We start from the raw sequence: 17,558 nt of genomic DNA, 5'->3' as shown, positions 1-17,558 counted from the left end.
CCGCCTTGCGCCGCGGCCGTGCGGGGAGCGATGTCGTGTTCACTCAGGGCTGCAAACATCAAAACCCCCCGTTCTGTTCCGTATCCTGTGCCCGCTCATTCCCGGTCTGTTCGCTCACGAGCCGCTCCAAAAGCAGCGCGAGTACGCTCCGTACACTCTCCATACGAATTTCCGCCCGGCCGCCGTTCAACCGCAGCGCGGCCACTTTCCCGCCACCGGCGGCATCCGAATCCGGTCCAAAGGGGCCGTCCACGGCCACGAAAACGGTGCCCACGGGCTGCCCGTCCTGCGGCTCCGGGCCCGCCACGCCGGTCGTCGCGATGCCCCAATCGGCACCCAGCGCCTTCCGCACACCGGCCGCCATCTGGGCCGCGACCTGCGCATCTACGGCACCCCGCTCGGCCAGCAGGGCAGCATCGACACCAAGCAGCTGATGCTTCAACTCGGTGGCATAGGCGGTGACCGAACCGCGGAAGGCCTTGGAGGCCCCGGGCACCGATGTGATCTCCGCCGCAACCAGACCACCGGTGAGCGACTCGGCGACAGCGAGCGTCGCACCGCTCACGGTCAGTAGTCGCACCACTTCAGTGGCCGTGGAACTCACGCTTCCGTCTCCTCCGACGCCGCCCTGCGCTCGGCGATTCCCTGCCTGCGCAACACAATGGCCTGTCTCACATAGTCGAGCCCGGTCAGCACGGTCAAAATGACCGCCGCCGCCATCACCCAGAACCTCAGGGTCGCCAGCCATCCCGTGAGCGCCAGCACATACATCCCTACGGCGATGCCCTGCGTGAGCGTCTTCAACTTGCCGCCGCGCGACGCGGGAATGACGCCGTACCGGATGACAAGAAAACGCAGCAGCGTGATCCCGAGTTCCCGGCCGAGGATGACGACGGTCACCCACCACGGGAGATCGCCGAGCGAGGACAGACAGATCAGCGCCGCACCCATGATCGCCTTGTCGGCGATGGGGTCGGCGATCTTCCCGAAGTCGGTGACGAGATCGTAGGTGCGCGCCAGATGGCCGTCGAACAGGTCAGTGATCATGGCGATGGCGAACGCCGCCCAGGCGAACGAGCGCATCGCCGGGTCGTACCCGCCGTCGGCCAGCATCAGGGCGACGAAGCCGGGGACGAGCAACAGCCGGAGCATGGTCAGCAGGTTGGCGATGTTCCAGACGCTCGCCTGGTTGACGGCGGCGGCGACGACCTTCGCACCGCGCGCCGGCCTCGGGCCACCGGGCACACCGGAGGCGCCGGCCGGGACAGCACCGGACGGGGTGCCACCCGAGACACTGCCCGACATCGCGCCGGAAGGGGCGCCACCGGAGGCCGCACCGGAACCCGCGCTTGCGGGCGCGCCGTTCGCGCTGGAGGTGCCGCCCGCCGCCGATGCCGGGACTCCGGTCATCTGCCCGCCTCCTCACTACACGCGAGCGAGCCCAGGAGCGGCTCGGCCACCAGGTCGACACCTTCCGTACCGACCACCTTCGCCTCGACCATACGGCCGACGCTCAGGCCTTCGCCGCTCGTGAGGAGCACCTGGCCGTCCGTCTCCGGCGCCTGGTGCTCGCCGCGGCCGTAGGCGCCGTCCTCGGAGTCCACCGACTCCACCAGCACGTGCACGGTCTCGCCGACGCGCTCCTCGGCGCGCTGCGAGACGAGTTCCTCGGCGAGCCGCGAGATGTGCGCGAGCCGCGCGTCGACGACGTCCTGGTCGAGCTTCTTGTCGTACGTCGCCGCCTCCGTGCCCTCCTCGTCGGAGTAGCCGAAGACGCCGATGGCGTCCAGGCGGGCGCCGTTCAGGAAGCGCTCCAGTTCGGCGAGGTCGGCCTCGGTCTCGCCGGGGAAGCCGACGATGAAGTTCGAGCGCACGCCGGCCTGCGGGGCCTTGGAGCGGATGGTGTCGAGCAGTTCGAGGAAGCGGTCGGTGTCGCCGAAGCGGCGCATGGAGCGCAGCACATCGGGCGCGGAGTGCTGGAAGGACAGGTCGAAGTAGGGCGCGACCTTAGGCGTGGAGGTGAGCACGTCGATGAGGCCGGGGCGCATCTCGGCCGGCTGGAGGTAGCTCACGCGCACGCGCTCCAGGCCGTCGATGTCCGCCAGCTCGGGCAGCAGCGTCTCCAGGAGGCGGATGTCGCCCAGGTCCTTGCCGTAGGACGTGTTGTTCTCGGAGACCAGCATGACCTCCTTGACGCCCTGCTCGGCCAGCCAGCGCGTCTCGTTCAGGACGTCGCTCGGACGGCGGGAGATGAAGGAACCGCGGAAGGACGGGATGGCGCAGAAGGAGCAGCGCCGGTCGCAGCCGGAGGCGAGCTTCACCGAGGCGACCGGGGAGCCGTCCAGGCGGCGGCGCAGGGGCGCGCGGGGGCCCGAGGCGGGCGCGAGGCCGTCCGGGAGGTCGACCGGGCCGTGGCCGGGCAGCGCGACGTCGGCGGCGGACTCCTGCCGCTCGGCGGGGCTGATCGGCAGCAGTTTGCGGCGGTCGCGCGGGGTGTGCGAGGCGTGGATGCCGCCGTTCAGGATGGTCTGCAGGCGGTCGGAGATGTCGGCGTAGTCGTCGAAGCCGAGCACTCCGTCGGCCTCGGGGAGCGCCTCGGCGAGTTCCTTGCCGTATCGCTCGGCCATGCAGCCCACCGCCACGACGGCCTGCGTTCTGCCGTGACCCTTGAGGTCGTTGGCCTCCAGGAGGGCGTCCACGGAGTCCTTCTTGGCGGCCTCGACGAAGCCACAGGTGTTGACGACGGCGACGTCCGCGTCCTCGGCGTCCTCCACGAGTTGCCAGCCGTCCGCCTCCAAGCGGCCTGCGAGCTCCTCCGAGTCCACCTCGTTACGGGCGCAGCCAAGAGTGACGAGTGCGACGGTACGGCGTTCAGGCATGGGCTCAAGACTACTTCGTCCCACTGACACCCCACGTCGAAGGGGTTGGCCGATCTTGGCCAACCCCTTGAACAGTCACCCCGTAGGACCGTTTACCGGTCCGCTCATCCGACCTCGGGGTCGCCCTTCGTGTACGTGAGACGCTCCACTGCTCCGGGCTGGAAGTCGTCCTCGATCTTCTTGCCGTTGACGTAGAGCTGGATCGCGCCGGCGTCGCCGAGGATCAGGTTGACCTTCGAGCTGTCCTGGAAGGTCTTGGACTCGCCCTTCTTGAGGAGTCCGTCGAAGAGCATCCGGCCGTTGTGGTTCTTGGCGGAGATCCAGCTGCGGCCGTCGACCGCGGTCACCTGGACCGTCACCTTGTCCTGCGGCGCGGCGGCGATGGCACTGTCGGAGGGGTCGGACTTGGGGGCGGCGGAATCGGTGTTCGAGGGCGTCGGCTTGGCGGGTTTGCTGGCGCTGGGCGAAGCTCCCTGGGCGACCTGCGACTTGGCGTCGGTGTCGCTGTCGCCGCCCTTGAAGGCGGTGAATCCGACGAAGCCGACCACGGCGACGATCGCGGCGACCATGGCCGCGGTCCAGTTGGGGCCCCGCCGCTCCGGACGGATACGTTCCGCCTCGAAGAGAGGTGCCGCCGGCGTCGGGGCCGGGCGTCCGCCGTGATCGTCGTCGTAGCGCGCGAGGAGCGGGGCGGGATCGATGTGTACGGCCCTGGCGAGGGTCCGGATGTGCCCGCGGGCGTAGACGTCACCGCCGCAGGGCGTGAAGTCGTCGGCTTCGATGGCGTGCACGATGGCGATGCGGACGCGGGTGACACTGCTGACGTCGTCGACGGTCAGCCCGGCGGCGATACGTGCCTGCTGCAGGGCTCGGCCGACGGAAGGGCGGGCTGCTTCCTCATGACCGTCTTCGGAGCGACCGTCTTCGAACGGACGCTCGTCTTGAGGGGAGTTGCCGATGGACACGGGGGCGCCTTTCGAGCGTGTAGCCGCCTGTGCTGGAGGTTCAGTCTAGGGGGGGTATGAAAGGGTGGGGCAACCGGGCGGTGGGACTTTGTACGCCATCGGTATGGCCGGACAGGCCGATGGCGGGCCAGACACGGACCCCATGGTGGGAGCCCCATCTGTCCTCTCGCTCAACTTGACGTACGGCAAAGGGAAACGGTTGCCCGACGATCTCTAACGGGTGAGTCACGGCCGGTCGCACCCCCTCGGGGAACCGCCTACCCGCTCCTAGCCCTCGGACTCCCCGCGGATCACCGCGAGCACGCCGTCCAGCTCGTCGCCCTTCACAAGGACGTCTCGGGCCTTGGACCCCTCACTGGGTCCGACGATGCCCCGGGACTCCATGAGGTCCATGAGCCGCCCGGCCTTGGCGAAGCCGACGCGCAGCTTGCGCTGGAGCATCGAGGTGGACCCGAACTGCGTGGACACGACCAGCTCGGCCGCCTGGCACAGCAGATCGAGGTCGTCGCCGATGTCCTCGTCGATCTCCTTCTTCTGCTTGGTGCCGACGGTGACGTCCTCCCGGAAGACCGGGGTCATCTGGTCCTTGCAGTGCTGTACGACGGCGTGGATCTCGTCCTCGGTGACGAAGGCGCCCTGCATACGGGTGGGCTTGTTCTGACCCATCGGCAGGTAGAGCCCGTCGCCCTTGCCGATCAGTTTCTCCGCGCCGGGCTGGTCGAGGATGACCCGGGAGTCGGCGAGCGAGGAGGTGGCGAACGCGAGCCTGGAGGGCACGTTCGCCTTGATCAGACCGGTGACGACGTCCACGGAGGGGCGCTGTGTCGCGAGCACCAGGTGGATGCCGGCCGCACGCGCGAGCTGCGTGATGCGCACGATCGAGTCCTCGACGTCCCTCGGCGCGACCATCATCAGGTCGGCGAGCTCGTCGACGATCACCAGGAGGTACGGATAGGTCTTGAGCTCCCGCTCACTGCCGTCCGGAGTCTTCAGCTTTCCGTCGCGGATCGCCTGGTTGAAGTCGTCGATGTGCCGGTACCCGAAGGCAGCGAGGTCGTCATACCTGAGGTCCATCTCGCGTACGACCCACTGGAGCGCCTCGGCGGCCCGCTTCGGGTTGGTGATGATGGGCGTGATCAGGTGCGGGATGCCTTCGTAGGCGGTCAGTTCGACGCGCTTGGGGTCGACGAGGACCATGCGGACGTCCTCGGGGGTCGCGCGGCACATGATCGACGTGATCAGGCAGTTGATGCAGGACGACTTGCCGGAGCCGGTGGCACCGGCCACCAGGATGTGCGGCATCTTCGCCATGTTGGCCATGACGTAGCCGCCCTCGACGTCCTTGCCGAGCGCCACGAGCATCGGGTGGTCGTCCTCGGCGGCGTCCGCGAGGCGCAGGACATCTCCTACGTTGACCATCTCCCGGTCCGTGTTCGGGATCTCGATGCCGACCGCGGACTTGCCGGGGATCGGGCTGATGATCCGCACATCGGGGCTGGCGACGGCGTAGGCGATGTTCTTCGTGAGAGCGGTGATCCGCTCCACCTTGACGGCCGGGCCGAGTTCGACCTCGTAGCGCGTGACCGTGGGCCCGCGCGTGAAGCCGGTGACGGCGGCGTCGACCTTGAACTCGGAGAAGACGTTCGTCAGGGAGGCGACCACGGCGTCGTTCGCGGCGCTGCGTGCCTTGCCGGGGCCTCCGCGCGTGAGGAGGTCGAGTGAGGGCAGCGAGTATGTGATGTCGCCGGAGAGCTGGAGCTGTTCGGCGCGCGGCGGGAGGTCGCGGACCTCCTCCGGGGGCGCCTTCGTGAGGTCCATGACCTCGCCTTTGAGCTTCTCCTGCTTGGGGCGCGCGGCGGGGGCCGGGACGGGCGTCGGGGTGGTGTCCTCGCGGTCGCCTCCCACCCGTACGCCCTGGGTGAGGTCGGCGACGATCGGCGAGGGCGGCATGCCGTGCAGGACGGCCCCGTCGAGCGCGGCTGCGGCGGCCGCTGCGACGTCCACGGCGTCCATGGGGCGGTGCATGTCGGGCTGGGGCACCGCGGAACGCCGGGGGCGGCTCCGGCGCCTGGTGAGGGCCTCCTGCTCCGCGCTGTCGGGGTCGTACGCCTCGGGGTCGCTCCCGCGCCTGCGGGGGCGCGCGGGCAGGGCCTCGCGCCACTGCTCGTCGTAGCGCTCGTCGTCCTCGCCGAACTCGTCCTCGTCCTCGGGGTCGTGGACGATGCCCAGCTTCACCCCGAGCAGCCGCAGGCGCTGCGGGATGGCGTTGACGGGCGTGGCCGTGACGACCAGCAGCCCGAAGATCGTGAGCAGCACGAGCAGGGGTACGGCGAGCACCTCGCCCATCGTGTACGTCAGCGGGGTCGCCACGCCCCAGCCGATCAGGCCGCCGGCGTCCCTTATCGCCTGCATGCCGTCGCTGCGGGCGGGCGCGCCGCAGGCGATGTGGACCTGACCGAGGACGCCGATGACGAGCGCGGAGAGGCCGATCACGATGCGGCCGTTGGCCTCGGGCTTCTCCGGGTGCCGGATGAAGCGCACGGCGATCACCGCGAGCAGTATCGGCACGAGCAGGTCGAGCCGGCCGAAGGCGCCCGTCACCAGGATCTCGACGAGGTCGCCGACCGGGCCGCGCAGGTCGGCCCAGGTGCCGGCGGCGACGATCAGCGCGAGGCCGAACAGGAGCAGCGCGACGCCGTCCTTGCGGTGGGCCGGGTCCAAGTTCTTCGCACCCTGCCCTATGCCGCGGAACACGGCGCCGACGGCGTGCGCGGTGCCCAGCCAGATGGCGCGCACGAGTTTGACGATGCCACCGGTCGGGCTGGGCGCGGGCTTGGGCGCCGGGCGGGCGGTCTTCTTGGCGACCGCCTTCTTCGCCGGAGCCCTTTTCGCGGCGGCCTTCTTCGCCGGAGCCTTCGCCGGAGCAGCCCTCTTGGCGGGCTGCTTCTTGGCTGCGGAGGGACGTGAGGCCATAGGTGTGAGGTTACCTGTGGAGAGCGCAGGGGACACGTGTGCCCACTGCTTCACCCGTTCGTGTCGCCCGTACGGGACGGGGAACTGACGCCCACTCACGCACAACTGCGCCCGCGGCGGACGTCAGTTCTGCGACGGGAGCGAAGGTGCTCCGGTGCCGGTGCCCGGCTCCAGGGCGTCGAGTGCCCGGCGCAGCCCGGTGAGTTTGCGTTCGAGATGGGCCGCGGTGGCCACGGCCGCCGCGTCCGCCGACTCGTCGTCGAGTTGCTTGGACAGCGCCTCCGCCTGCTCCTCGACGGCCGCGAGCCGCGCCGACAGCTCGGCGAGCAGTCCGGCCGGTTCCTTGGCCGCACCGACCGCGGGCTTGCCCCCGCCCTCCAACTGGAGCCGCAACAGGGCTGCCTGCTCCCGCAGTTGGCAGTTCTTCATGTACAGCTCGACGAAGACCGAGACCTTCGCGCGCAGCACCCACGGATCGAACGGCTTGGAGATGTAGTCGACCGCGCCCGCCGCGTAACCCCGGAAGGTGTGGTGCGGGCCGTGGTTGATCGCGGTGAGGAAGATGATCGGGATGTCCCGGGTCCGCTCCCGTCGCTTGATGTGCGCGGCGGTTTCGAAACCGTCCATGCCTGGCATCTGGACGTCCAGCAGAATGACCGCGAAGTCGTCCGTGAGCAGTGCTTTGAGCGCTTCCTCCCCGGACGATGCCCGAACCAGTGTCTGATCGAGCGCAGAGAGGATGGCCTCCAGCGCCAGCAGATTCTCCGGCCGGTCATCGACCAGGAGGATCTTGGCCTTCTGCACCATGGCCCGCCCTCCTCGCCCCGGATGTGCACCGGGCGCCGCCCCAGAGGACGACTCTCTTGCGCCGCCCGTCCTTGTGCCGGTCATGGTAGCCGCACCCCGCCTGTCGCCACACCCTGTCACCGCGATGTCACTGTGCACGAAGCAGAAACGTAGCGGGAGACCAGAAGGTTCCCCGAATCCCGTGCTTCTACACGGCTTCGGACACAGTGAGTCAGCAACTCCCCGTGCACGCCGAACGTTCCCCGCACCGTTCCCACTGCTTTCCCGTCAGGTCCGGTCGTTTCCGTCACTCCGGACGCATCCACTGCTCCATCACCGACAACAGGTGATCGGGATCGACCGGCTTGGTGACGTAGTCCGAGGCGCCGGACTCGATCGCCTTCTCCCGGTCGCCCTTCATCGCCTTCGCGGTCAGCGCGATGATCGGCAGCCCGGCGAACTGCGGCATCCTGCGGACCGCCGTCGTCGTCGCGTATCCGTCCATCTCGGGCATCATGATGTCCATCAGAACGACCGTCACATCGTCGTGCTGCTCCAGGACTTCGATGCCCTCACGGCCGTTCTCCGCGTACAGCACGGACAGCCCGTGCTGCTCCAGGACACTCGTCAGCGCGAAGACGTTGCGGATGTCGTCGTCGACGATCAGCACCTTCTCCCCGTTGAACCGGATCCCCTGGCGCGATGGGGGCGCAGCCTCCTCGGACGCCCACTGGTCCCGTACGGTCTGCCCCAGCAGGGCGGACTGCTCGACGGCCCTACGACGCCTCCTGAAGAGCGCGGCGGCACCGTTCTGCGTCTCGTGGTACGACTTCACCTCGGCCGGCGTCTCGATGTCCACCTCGCTCCGCTCCGACAGCTCGGCGAGTTCCGCTGCGGACGACGCCACGAGATCGCCCGCCTCCAGTGCGGGCAGCTGCTGGTAGCCCTGCGGGGGCAGTTCGCTCGGGTGCAGCGGCAAATACAGCGTGAACGTCGAACCCCGTCCCGGTTCGCTCTGCGCGAAGATCTCACCGCCGAGCAGCTGCGCGATCTCCCGGGAGATCGACAACCCGAGGCCGGTACCGCCGTACTTGCGACTGGTCGTACCGTCCGCCTGCTTGAACGCCTCGAAGATGACCCGCATCTTGCTGCCCGCGATCCCGATCCCGGTGTCGGTCACCGAGAACGCGATCAGGTCGGCGTCCGCGTCACGCAGCGAACCGGCCTCCAGGAGCTGCTCCCGGATCGCCACCGGCACATCCGCGCCGGCCGGCCGGATGACCAGTTCGACCGCTCCGGAGTCGGTGAACTTCACCGCGTTGGACAGCAGGTTGCGCAGCACCTGGAGCAGCCGCTGCTCGTCGGTGTGGAGCGTGGCGGGGAGTTCCGGCGACACCCGTACGGACAGGTCGAGGCCCTTCTCCGCGGTCAGCGGACGGAAAGTGGCCTCTACGTAGTCGACGAGTTGGACGAGCGCGATGCGCGTCGGTGAGACGTCCATCTTGCCTGCCTCGACCTTCGACAGGTCGAGGATGTCGTTGATCAGCTGGAGCAGGTCGGACCCCGCGCCGTGGATCGTCTCGGCGAACTCGACCTGCTTCGGGGAGAGGTTCCCCTCCGCGTTGTCGGCGAGCAACTTGGCCAGGATCAGCAGCGAGTTGAGCGGTGTGCGCAGCTCGTGCGACATGTTGGCGAGGAACTCGCTCTTGTAGCGCATCGATACGGCGAGCTGCTCGGCGCGCTCCTCCAGGACCTGCCGGGCCTCCTCGATCTCGGTGTTCTTGACCTCGATGTCCCGGTTCTGCTGGGCCAACAGCTCGGCCTTCTCCTCCAGTTCGGCGTTGGACGACTGGAGTGCCTTCTGCCGGTTCTCCAACTCGTCCGACCGCTCCTGGAGTTGCTCGGTCAGCTCCTGGGACTGTTTCAGCAGCAGCTCCGTCTTGGTGTTGACGGAGATGGTGTTGACGCTGGTCGCGATCATCTCGGCGATCTGGTTGAGGAAGTCCTTCTGGATCTGGGTGAAGGGCGTGAAGGAGGCCAGCTCGATGACGCCGAGCACCTTCCCCTCGAACAGCACCGGCAGCACGATCACCTGCGCGGGCGGTGCTTCTCCGAGCCCCGAGGAGATCTTCAGATAGCCGCTGGGCGCGTTCTCCACGAGGATCGTGCGCCGCTCCTGGGCGGCCGTCCCGATGAGCGCCTCACCGGGCCTGAACGACGTCGGCATGGAGCCCATGGAGTAGCCGTAGGACCCGAGCATGCGCAGTTCGTACGCCTCCTCGCCCTCCGCGTCCGCCAGGGGCAGCGCGAGGAAGAACGCGCCGTGCTGTGCGGAGACCACCGGTGTCAGTTCGCTCATGATCAGCGAGGCGACGTCGTCCAGGTCGCGGCGGCCCTGCATCAGCGCCGAGATGCGGGCGAGGTTGCCCTTGAGCCAGTCCTGCTCCTTGTTGGCGATCGTGGTGTCGCGCAGGTTGGCGATCATCTTGTTGATGTAGTCCTGGAGTTCCTGGATCTCCCCGGACGCGTCCACGTCGATCTTCAGGTTCAGGTCGCCCCGGGTCACCGCGGTCGCCACGCGCGCGATGGCACGCACCTGGCGGGTCAGGTTCCCGGCCATCTCGTTCACCGACTCGGTGAGGTCGCGCCAGGTGCCGTCGACGTCACGCACGCGTGCCTGGCCGCCGAGCTGGCCCTCCGTGCCCACCTCGCGGGCCACGCGGGTGACCTCCTCGGCGAAACTGGACAGCTGATCAACCATGGTGTTGATCGTCGTCTTGAGTTCCAGGATCTCGCCGCGGGCGTCAATGTCGATCTTCTTGGTCAAGTCACCCTTGGCGATGGCCGTGGTGACCATCGCGATGTTGCGCACCTGGCCGGTCAGGTTGGACGCCATGCCGTTCACCGAGTCGGTGAGGTCCTTCCAGGTACCCGCCACCCCCGGCACATGCGCCTGGCCGCCCAGGATGCCGTCCGTGCCCACCTCGCGGGCCACCTTGGTGACCTGGTCGGCGAACGAACTCAGCGTCTTCACCATGGTGTTGAAGGTGTCGGCGAGCTGCTGGACCTCGCCGCGCGCCTCGATCGTCACCGTCCGGGTCAGGTCGCCGTTGGCGACGGCCGCCGCGACCTGGGAGATGTTCCGCACCTGCATGGTCAGGTTGTTGGCCATCAGGTTGACGTTGCCGCTGAGGTCCTTCCAGATGCCGGTGATGCCCGGTACGTGCGCCTGGCCGCCAAGGATGCCCTCGGTGCCCACCTCACGGGCCACCCGGGTCACCTGCTCGGCGAACGACGAGAGTTGATCAACCATGGTGTTGACCGTCGTGACGAGCTCAAGGATCTCGCCCTTCGCGTCAACAGTGATCTTCTTGGACAGGTCGCCCTTGGCGACGGCGGTCGTGACCTCGGCGATCTGGCGCACCTGGATGGTCAGGTTGTTCGCCATGAAGTTCACCGACTGGGTGAGGTCCTTCCAGGTGCCGGAGACACCCTGCACCTCGGCCTGACCGCCCAACTGCCCCTCGGTGCCCACCTCGCGGGCCACGCGCGTGACCTCCTCGGCGAACGAGGACAGCTGGTCCACCATCGTGTTCAGGGTGTTCTTCAGCTCCAGGATCTCGCCGCGCGCGTCCACGGTGATCTTCTGGGACAGGTCACCCCGGGCCACCGCGGTCGCGACCTGCGCGATGTTGCGCACCTGGGCGGTGAGGTTGCCGGCCATGCCGTTCACCGAGTCGGTCAGGTCGCGCCACACACCGGCGACACCGGGCACCTGCGCCTGTCCGCCGAGCCGGCCCTCCGTGCCCACATCGCGGGCCACCCGGGTCACCTGGTCGGCGAACGCGGAGAGTTGATCAACCATCGTGTTGATGGTGTTCTTCAGCTCCAGGATCTCCCCGCGCGCGTCCACGTCGATCTTCTGGGACAGGTCGCCCTGGGCCACCGCCGTCGTCACCTGGGCGATGTTGCGCACCTGGGAGGTCAGGTTCCCGGCCATCGAGTTGACGGAGTCGGTGAGTTCCTTCCAGGTGCCCGAGACGCCGTCCACGCGCGCCTGGCCGCCGAGCCGGCCCTCGGTGCCCACGTCACGGGCCATGCGGGTCACCTGGTCGGCGAACGACGACAGTTGGTCGACCATCGTGTTGACGGTGTTTTTCAACTGAAGCATCTCGCCGGAGACATCGACGGTGACCTTCTGCGACAGATCGCCGTTGGCCACGGCCGTCGTCACCTGGGCGATGTTGCGCACCTGGCCGGTGAGGTTGCGGAATGCAGTGTTGACCGAGTCGGTCAAGTCCTTCCATGTACCGGCCGCGCCCGGCACCTGCGCCTGGCCGCCCAACTCGCCCTCGACACCGATCTCGCGCGCCACGCGCGTGACCTCGGCACCGAACGAGGACAGTTGATCAACCATCCCGTTGACGGTGTTCTTCAGCTCCAGCATCTCGCCGGCCACGTTCACGGTGACCTTCTGGGACAGGTCACCACTGGCCACGGCGGTCGTCACGGCGGCGATGTCCCGCACCTGGATCGTCAGGTTCCGGAAGACCGTGTTCACCGAGTCGGTGAGGTCCTTCCACGTCCCCGCCGCACCCGGCACGTTCGCCTGCCCGCCGAGCTGCCCCTCGGCGCCGACCTCGTTGGCCACGCGCGTGACCTCGTCCGCGAAGGTGCGCAGCGTCTCGGTCATCTGGTTGATCGTCTCGGCGAGCTGGGCGACCTCGCCCCGCGCCGACACGGTCACCTTCTGCGACAGGTCACCGTTGGCGACAGCCGTCGTCACCTGGGCGATCCCGCGCACCTGGGCCGTCAGGTTGCCGGCCATGATGTTGACCGAGTCGGTGAGGTCCTTCCACACCCCGGCCACACCCGGCACCTGCGCCTGGCCGCCCAACTCGCCCTCGGTGCCCACCTCGCGGGCGACTCGCGTCACCTCGGAGGAGAACGACGACAGCTGGTCCACCATCGTGTTGACGGTGTTCTTCAACTCCAGCATCTCGCCGGCGACATGGACGGTGACCTTCCGCGACAGGTCACCCTTGGCAACCGCCGTGGTCACCAGCGCGATGTCCCGCACCTGGGCCGTCAGCCGATACGCCATCGTGTTGACGGACTCCGTGAGGTCCTTCCAGGAGCCGGACATGCCACGCACGCGTGCCTGCCCGCCCAGCTTGCCCTCGGTGCCCACCTCACTGGCCACGCGGGTGACCTCGTCGGTGAACGTCGACAGCTGGTCGACCAGATTGTTGACCGTCCGCCCGACCTTCAGGAACTCCCCGCGCAGCGGATGCCCGTTCCCGTCGTCCTGCGCCTGCGTCCGCAGCTCCATGCGCGGCGACAGATCACCCTCCGCCACCGCGGAGAGCACCCGTCCGACCTCTGAGACGGGCCGTACGAGGTCGTCCACGAGCGCGTTGGAGGCGTCGATGGCGGTCGCCCAGGAACCCTCGTAGGCGCCCGCCTCCAGCCGCTCCGTGAGCTTTCCCTCACGTCCCACCATGCGCCGCACCCGCGACAGCTCACCCGTGAGGTGCAGATTACGGTCGGCCACCTCGTTGAACACGGCGGCGATCTCCGACATCACGCCGTCGCCGGACACCGTGAGCCGCTTGCGGAAGTTCCCGTCCCGCATGGCGACCAGAGCGGTCAGCAGCCGGTCCAAGGAGGCCGCGTCCACTTCCGTGGTCCCATTGCGCGGTTTGCGCTGGTCCTTCAGGGACTGTCCGCCTTTCGCGCGCGTCCTGGTGGCCCGCGTCGCTGCGCCAGACTCCACTGTGTCCCTCCCGCAGGGGTCGACCGTTGCTGCTACTGCTGTGCTGGGTGCTACTGCTCGGCGTATCAGTCACTGCCGCGTATCTCTGCCCGGTTTACCGGCCTTCAACAAGGCCTGCTGCCCGCAGTACACAGAAGACACCCGGCCTGCCCGGACCGTCACCAGAATCCTGCCCAGTGTTTCACCCTGCCTGAACCAGGCCATAACAGTTCGGCAGCTTCGCACACGGTCCGCACACCCTGAGGACGGAAACACTGCGGACCGGCATCCGCATGGACGGTGAAGGTAAGTAACCTTGCATGCGGCTGTCCAGCCGCGCCGGTTCCGTCCGGCCTGGGCGGTGGCACGAGCACGAGCGGGCAGGCATCGGAGGGGCACCGCACCATGACCACCGGACTGCATCCTGGAGGAACGCCCCAGGATCCCCCGCCGACCGGGAACCAGCCGTTGCCCCGGCAGGCGCCGATCGGCCATGGGCCCCTGCCCGCCGACAACAGGCCGAGGAGTTCTGTGATCACCGCGCGCGCGGCAGCCAGCTTCGAGCCCGCCGGACGATCGGTCGCCACCGCGCGGTCGTTCGTCCGCGACACCCTGCAGGGCTGGGGCTTCGCCGACATCGTCGACGACGCCGTGGTCCTCACCAGCGAGCTGGTGACCAACGCCGTGGTCCACGCGGGCACAGCTGCGGATGTTCTGTGCCTACGGAGTGACGACGGTGTGCGGATCGAGGTCGCCGACCACTATCCGGAGCGCGAGATCCCCCTCCAGGGGGCCGCGATCACCATGAGCAGCCCGGACCGCGAGGGCGGCCGAGGCCTCCAGCTGTGCGCGGCCCTGGCCAGCCGCTGGGGCGTCGACTACACCCCCACGCAGAAACTGGTCTGGTTCCAACTCGACCTCCCCGCCCGCCCGGTGGGCACCCGCGCGGCCGGCCCGTCCCTGCCGGCCGCCCTCCTCCCGCTCGCCGACGGCAGGGTCCGCGTCGCGGTCGTCCAGATCGACCGTACGGGCTCCATCGCGTCCTGGAACGAGGACGCCGAGGAACTCTTCGGCTACGCCCCCGAGCAGGTTACCGGCAAGCCCCTGACCGACCTCGCGGCCTGGCCGCACACCCCGGGCACCAGCACCGGCATCGCCGAGGCACTGCGTCTCTCCCGATGGGAGGGCAGTTACGGCATCCGCGGCGCCGACGGCCGCGTGATCCCCGTGTACGCCTCCCACCTCCGCGTCCGCGACACCGGCGGCGAGCCGTCAACCGTGTGCCTTCTGGTGAGGGACCACGAACGCGCGGTTCTGCAGACCCCGTTGCGCGGCCCCGCCCCCGACGCGGCGTCCACCCCGGACGGCCAGAACACCGACCCCTTCGAGGTGTTCATCGGCTCCCCCGCGCCGGACGACCTCGACGGCCTCCTCCAGCGCACGGTCGAGCGCGCCCGCGACATGCTCGACGGAGACTCCGCCTTCCTCCTCCTCGCGACCGACGACGAAACGGAGTTGGAGGTCCGCGCCTCCACCGGCCTGCCCTCCGCACGCCAACGCTTCGCGCGCGTGCCCGTCGAAGCGGGCCCCGGCCGCTACGGCTCAGCCCGCATGCCGGCCGTCCACGAGGACCTCCAGGCCGTCCCGGGCGCCGTACCGCTCCTCAGCGGCACCGGAATGCGCTCGGTCGTCACCGTCCCCCTGAAGGTGGAAGGCCGCCTCACCGGCTCCCTGGGAGTCGCCGCCGAAGGCCCCAACAAGTATTCGAACGAAGAAGCGCTACGGCTCCAATTCGCCGCCGACCGCATCGCGTTGGCGGTCGAGTCGGCCCGCCTGGGCGAACTGGAACGCCTGCGCCGCGGCTCACTCAGCTTCCTGGTCGAGGCCTCCGACCTCCTCGCCGGCACCCTGGATCGCGATCAAACCCTGGCCCTGATGGCCCAGATGACGGTCCCGACCCTGGCCACCTGGTGCGCGGTCTACACGATCGCCGACCAGGCCTCGGACCCGTACCTCTCGTACGTCCTGCACGAGGACGAGGAACTCATCGACGGCATCAAGTCGTTGCTCTCGAAGATCGCGCCTCCGGACCCGGTACCCACCCCCGGCGCCCGCGTCTGGGCCGCCCCCGCCGAGGCCGCCCACCAGGCGGCCCTGCGCACCTCCATGCGCAGCCTCGGCCTCGGCGAACCGACCCGCCGCGTCAGCTCGGGCATCGGCCCAACTCTCGCCACTGCCTCGGCAGTCGGCGGCGAAACAGTGGTCCTCCCCCTGGTCGCCCGCAACCGCGTCATCGGCATGCTGACCCTCGGCAAGCCCACCGACGAACACTTCCGCCAGGAAATCCTGGAACTGGCCGAGGACTTGAGCCGCCGAGCCGCCCTCGCCCTCGACAACGCCCGCCTGTACTCGGAGCGCACGGCCATCAGCCAGTCCCTCCAGCGCAGCCTCCTGCCCCCCGACCTCCCGCACATCGAGGGCGTAGAGGTCGAGGTCATCTACCGCGCGGCCGGCGAGGGCAACGAAGTCGGCGGCGACTTCTACGACTTGTTCCCCATCCGCGACGGCGTCTACGGCTTCGCCATCGGCGACGTCTGCGGCACCGGCCCCGAGGCAGCGGCGGTCACCGGCCTGGCCCGCCACGCCCTCCGCCTGCTCGCCAGAGAGGGTTTCGGCGGCCCCGCCGTCCTGGAGCGCCTCAACTCCGCGATCCTCGACGAGGGCGCCCGCAGCCGCTTCCTGACCCTCCTCTACGGCGAGTTGTGGCCCCAGGAGGACGGCAGCGCCAAGCTGAAGGTCGTCTGCGCCGGCCACCCCCTCCCGCTCCGCCTACGCCAGGACGGCACAGTCGAACCGGCCGCCGAACCCCAGCCCCTCCTCGGCGTCATGGACGACCTGGAGCTCTACGAGCAGACAGTCACCCTCGACCCCGGCGACGTCCTCCTGTGCGTCACGGACGGCGTCACGGAACGCCGCGAAGGCACCCGCATGTTGGGCGACGACGGCCTCACCGACGTCCTCACCACCTGCACGGGCCTGACGGCCGGCGCAGTCGCGGCCCGCATCATGCGCGCGGTCGAACGATTCGCGTCGGACGCCCCGTCCGACGACATGGCCATCCTCGCCATGCGGGTCCCGGGCCTCCAGAAGGACTGACCCCGAACACGCGAAAGGCCCCGCCCAATTGGGCGGGGCCTTTCAACTACTGGAGCCCTCTAACGGAATCGAACCGTTGACCTTCTCCTTACCATGGAGACGCTCTACCGACTGAGCTAAGAGGGCCTGTCGCTTTCCCAAGGTTTCCCTCGCGGCGACGAAAAGAATCATACCCCGAACAGGCCCGTGCGCCCAACCACCGCAGCCCGACTCCGACTCGGTCAGAAAGCGGGCTGCAACAGTCCCCCGAGCGCGTTGCACGCGGACACGATCCGCTGCATCTCCCGCTTGGTCAACGAGGCGTCCACCGGCAGCGCGAGCGTCTCGTCCGCAGCCCGTTCGGTCTCGGGCAGAGCCACGCACCGCCGGAATTCCGGCAGCCTATGCACCGGAGTCTTCACCGGCACCCGGCACTCAACTCCCCTACCGCGCACGGCCCGAGCGAAGGCATCCCGATCCGGCCGCCCGTTCCCCGGCACCCGCACGACGTACTGCTGGTAGGTGTGCCCGTCCCCACCATCGGGCGTCCGCACCCCACGCAACTTCGCATCAAGATAGGAAGCCCGCTCCCGCCGCTGAGCCACCTCGTCGTACGGCGCCTCGGACTCCCCCTGCTGCAGCACCAGCAGCCCATGCCGCTGCCCGACACCGAGCAACCGCGCGACATCAGCAGACCGACCGAAGCGATGTACGACAACTATCGCCGCGGTACGCGGAGTTACGGCCGCTTCGACAGCGGACGCGTCGAGGCAGTAGGTCACCGGATCTATGTCGGCGAACACCGGCAGCCCACCCGCGAGAGTGACGGCCTCGGCGACTTCCACGTTCCCGAACGCCGGCACGACGACCTCGTCACCGAGTCCGACGCCTGCGGCCCTGAGCATTGCAGCAGTACCCATGCTCGGATGGTGATTGCGCAATGTGAACTTCAAGTGACGCCCAACAAAAAAGGGTTGGACCGCGAACCGAAGTTCAGGATCCAACCCTTTCAATATTTGTTCGGCGGCGTCCTACTCTCCCACAGGGTCCCCCCTGCAGTACCAT

Annotated in this window: 9 protein-coding genes and 1 tRNA gene; 1 reads left to right on the top strand and 9 read right to left on the bottom strand. The window is 68.7% G+C overall.

Translation table 11 applies throughout. The features are described 5' to 3' along the window. Positions 1-58: 58 nt before the first annotated feature. The 7 genes from OC490_RS36860 to OC490_RS36830 form a co-directional block, all read right to left on the bottom strand. Complete coding sequence (locus tag OC490_RS36860; protein WP_200714644.1) at positions 59-604, bottom strand: CinA family protein; 546 nt, start codon at positions 602-604, stop codon at positions 59-61. Continuing rightward, complete coding sequence (gene pgsA / locus OC490_RS36855) at positions 601-1,410, bottom strand: CDP-diacylglycerol--glycerol-3-phosphate 3-phosphatidyltransferase (RefSeq protein WP_262062401.1); 810 nt, start codon at positions 1,408-1,410, stop codon at positions 601-603. Before pgsA ends, OC490_RS36860 begins: the two co-directional genes overlap by 4 nt. After that, a complete protein-coding gene (gene rimO / locus OC490_RS36850) occupies positions 1,407-2,879 on the bottom strand; it encodes a 30S ribosomal protein S12 methylthiotransferase RimO (RefSeq protein WP_262062400.1) in 1,473 nt (490 codons plus the stop codon). The genes pgsA and rimO overlap by 4 nt, the downstream gene beginning before the upstream one ends. A gap of 104 nt (positions 2,880-2,983) precedes the next feature. Next, on the bottom strand, positions 2,984-3,844 hold the full coding sequence (locus tag OC490_RS36845; RefSeq protein ID WP_262062399.1) for a helix-turn-helix domain-containing protein: 861 nt from the start codon (positions 3,842-3,844) through the stop codon (positions 2,984-2,986). Between the two features lie 267 nt (positions 3,845-4,111). Beyond that, a complete protein-coding gene (locus OC490_RS36840; RefSeq protein ID WP_262062398.1) occupies positions 4,112-6,817 on the bottom strand; it encodes a DNA translocase FtsK in 2,706 nt (901 codons plus the stop codon). 123 nt (positions 6,818-6,940) lie between these two features. Beyond that, positions 6,941-7,624 carry a two-component system response regulator gene (locus OC490_RS36835; protein WP_200714639.1) on the bottom strand — a complete coding sequence of 228 codons (684 nt, stop codon included), beginning with the start codon at positions 7,622-7,624 and terminating at the stop codon, positions 6,941-6,943. Between the two features lie 286 nt (positions 7,625-7,910). Next, positions 7,911-13,379, bottom strand: a complete 5,469-nt coding sequence (locus tag OC490_RS36830) for a HAMP domain-containing protein (RefSeq protein WP_262062397.1) — start codon at positions 13,377-13,379, stop codon at positions 7,911-7,913. Positions 13,380-13,763: 384 nt separating this feature from the next. On the opposite strand from OC490_RS36830, the gene OC490_RS36825 reads away from it, so the two are divergent. Further along, on the top strand, positions 13,764-16,514 hold the full coding sequence (locus tag OC490_RS36825) for a SpoIIE family protein phosphatase (protein ID WP_201048126.1): 2,751 nt from the start codon (positions 13,764-13,766) through the stop codon (positions 16,512-16,514). A 50-nt stretch (positions 16,515-16,564) separates the two neighbouring features. On the opposite strand, the gene OC490_RS36820 is transcribed toward OC490_RS36825, so the two are convergent. Together OC490_RS36820 and OC490_RS36815 are read right to left on the bottom strand one after the other, a co-directional pair. Next, a tRNA-Thr gene (locus OC490_RS36820) sits at positions 16,565-16,640 on the bottom strand. A gap of 95 nt (positions 16,641-16,735) precedes the next feature. Further along, positions 16,736-17,398 (bottom strand): DegT/DnrJ/EryC1/StrS family aminotransferase, encoded by a 663-nt coding sequence (locus OC490_RS36815; protein WP_200717767.1) that lies wholly within the window; start codon positions 17,396-17,398, stop codon positions 16,736-16,738. Between the last annotated feature and the right edge of the window lie 160 nt (positions 17,399-17,558).

It is taken from the genome of Streptomyces sp. STR69 (assembly GCF_024519455.1).
Taxonomy (GTDB): domain Bacteria; phylum Actinomycetota; class Actinomycetes; order Streptomycetales; family Streptomycetaceae; genus Streptomyces.
The sequence above is the reverse complement of the archived record's forward strand: the minus strand, read 5'-3'. Positions and strand labels throughout refer to the sequence as shown.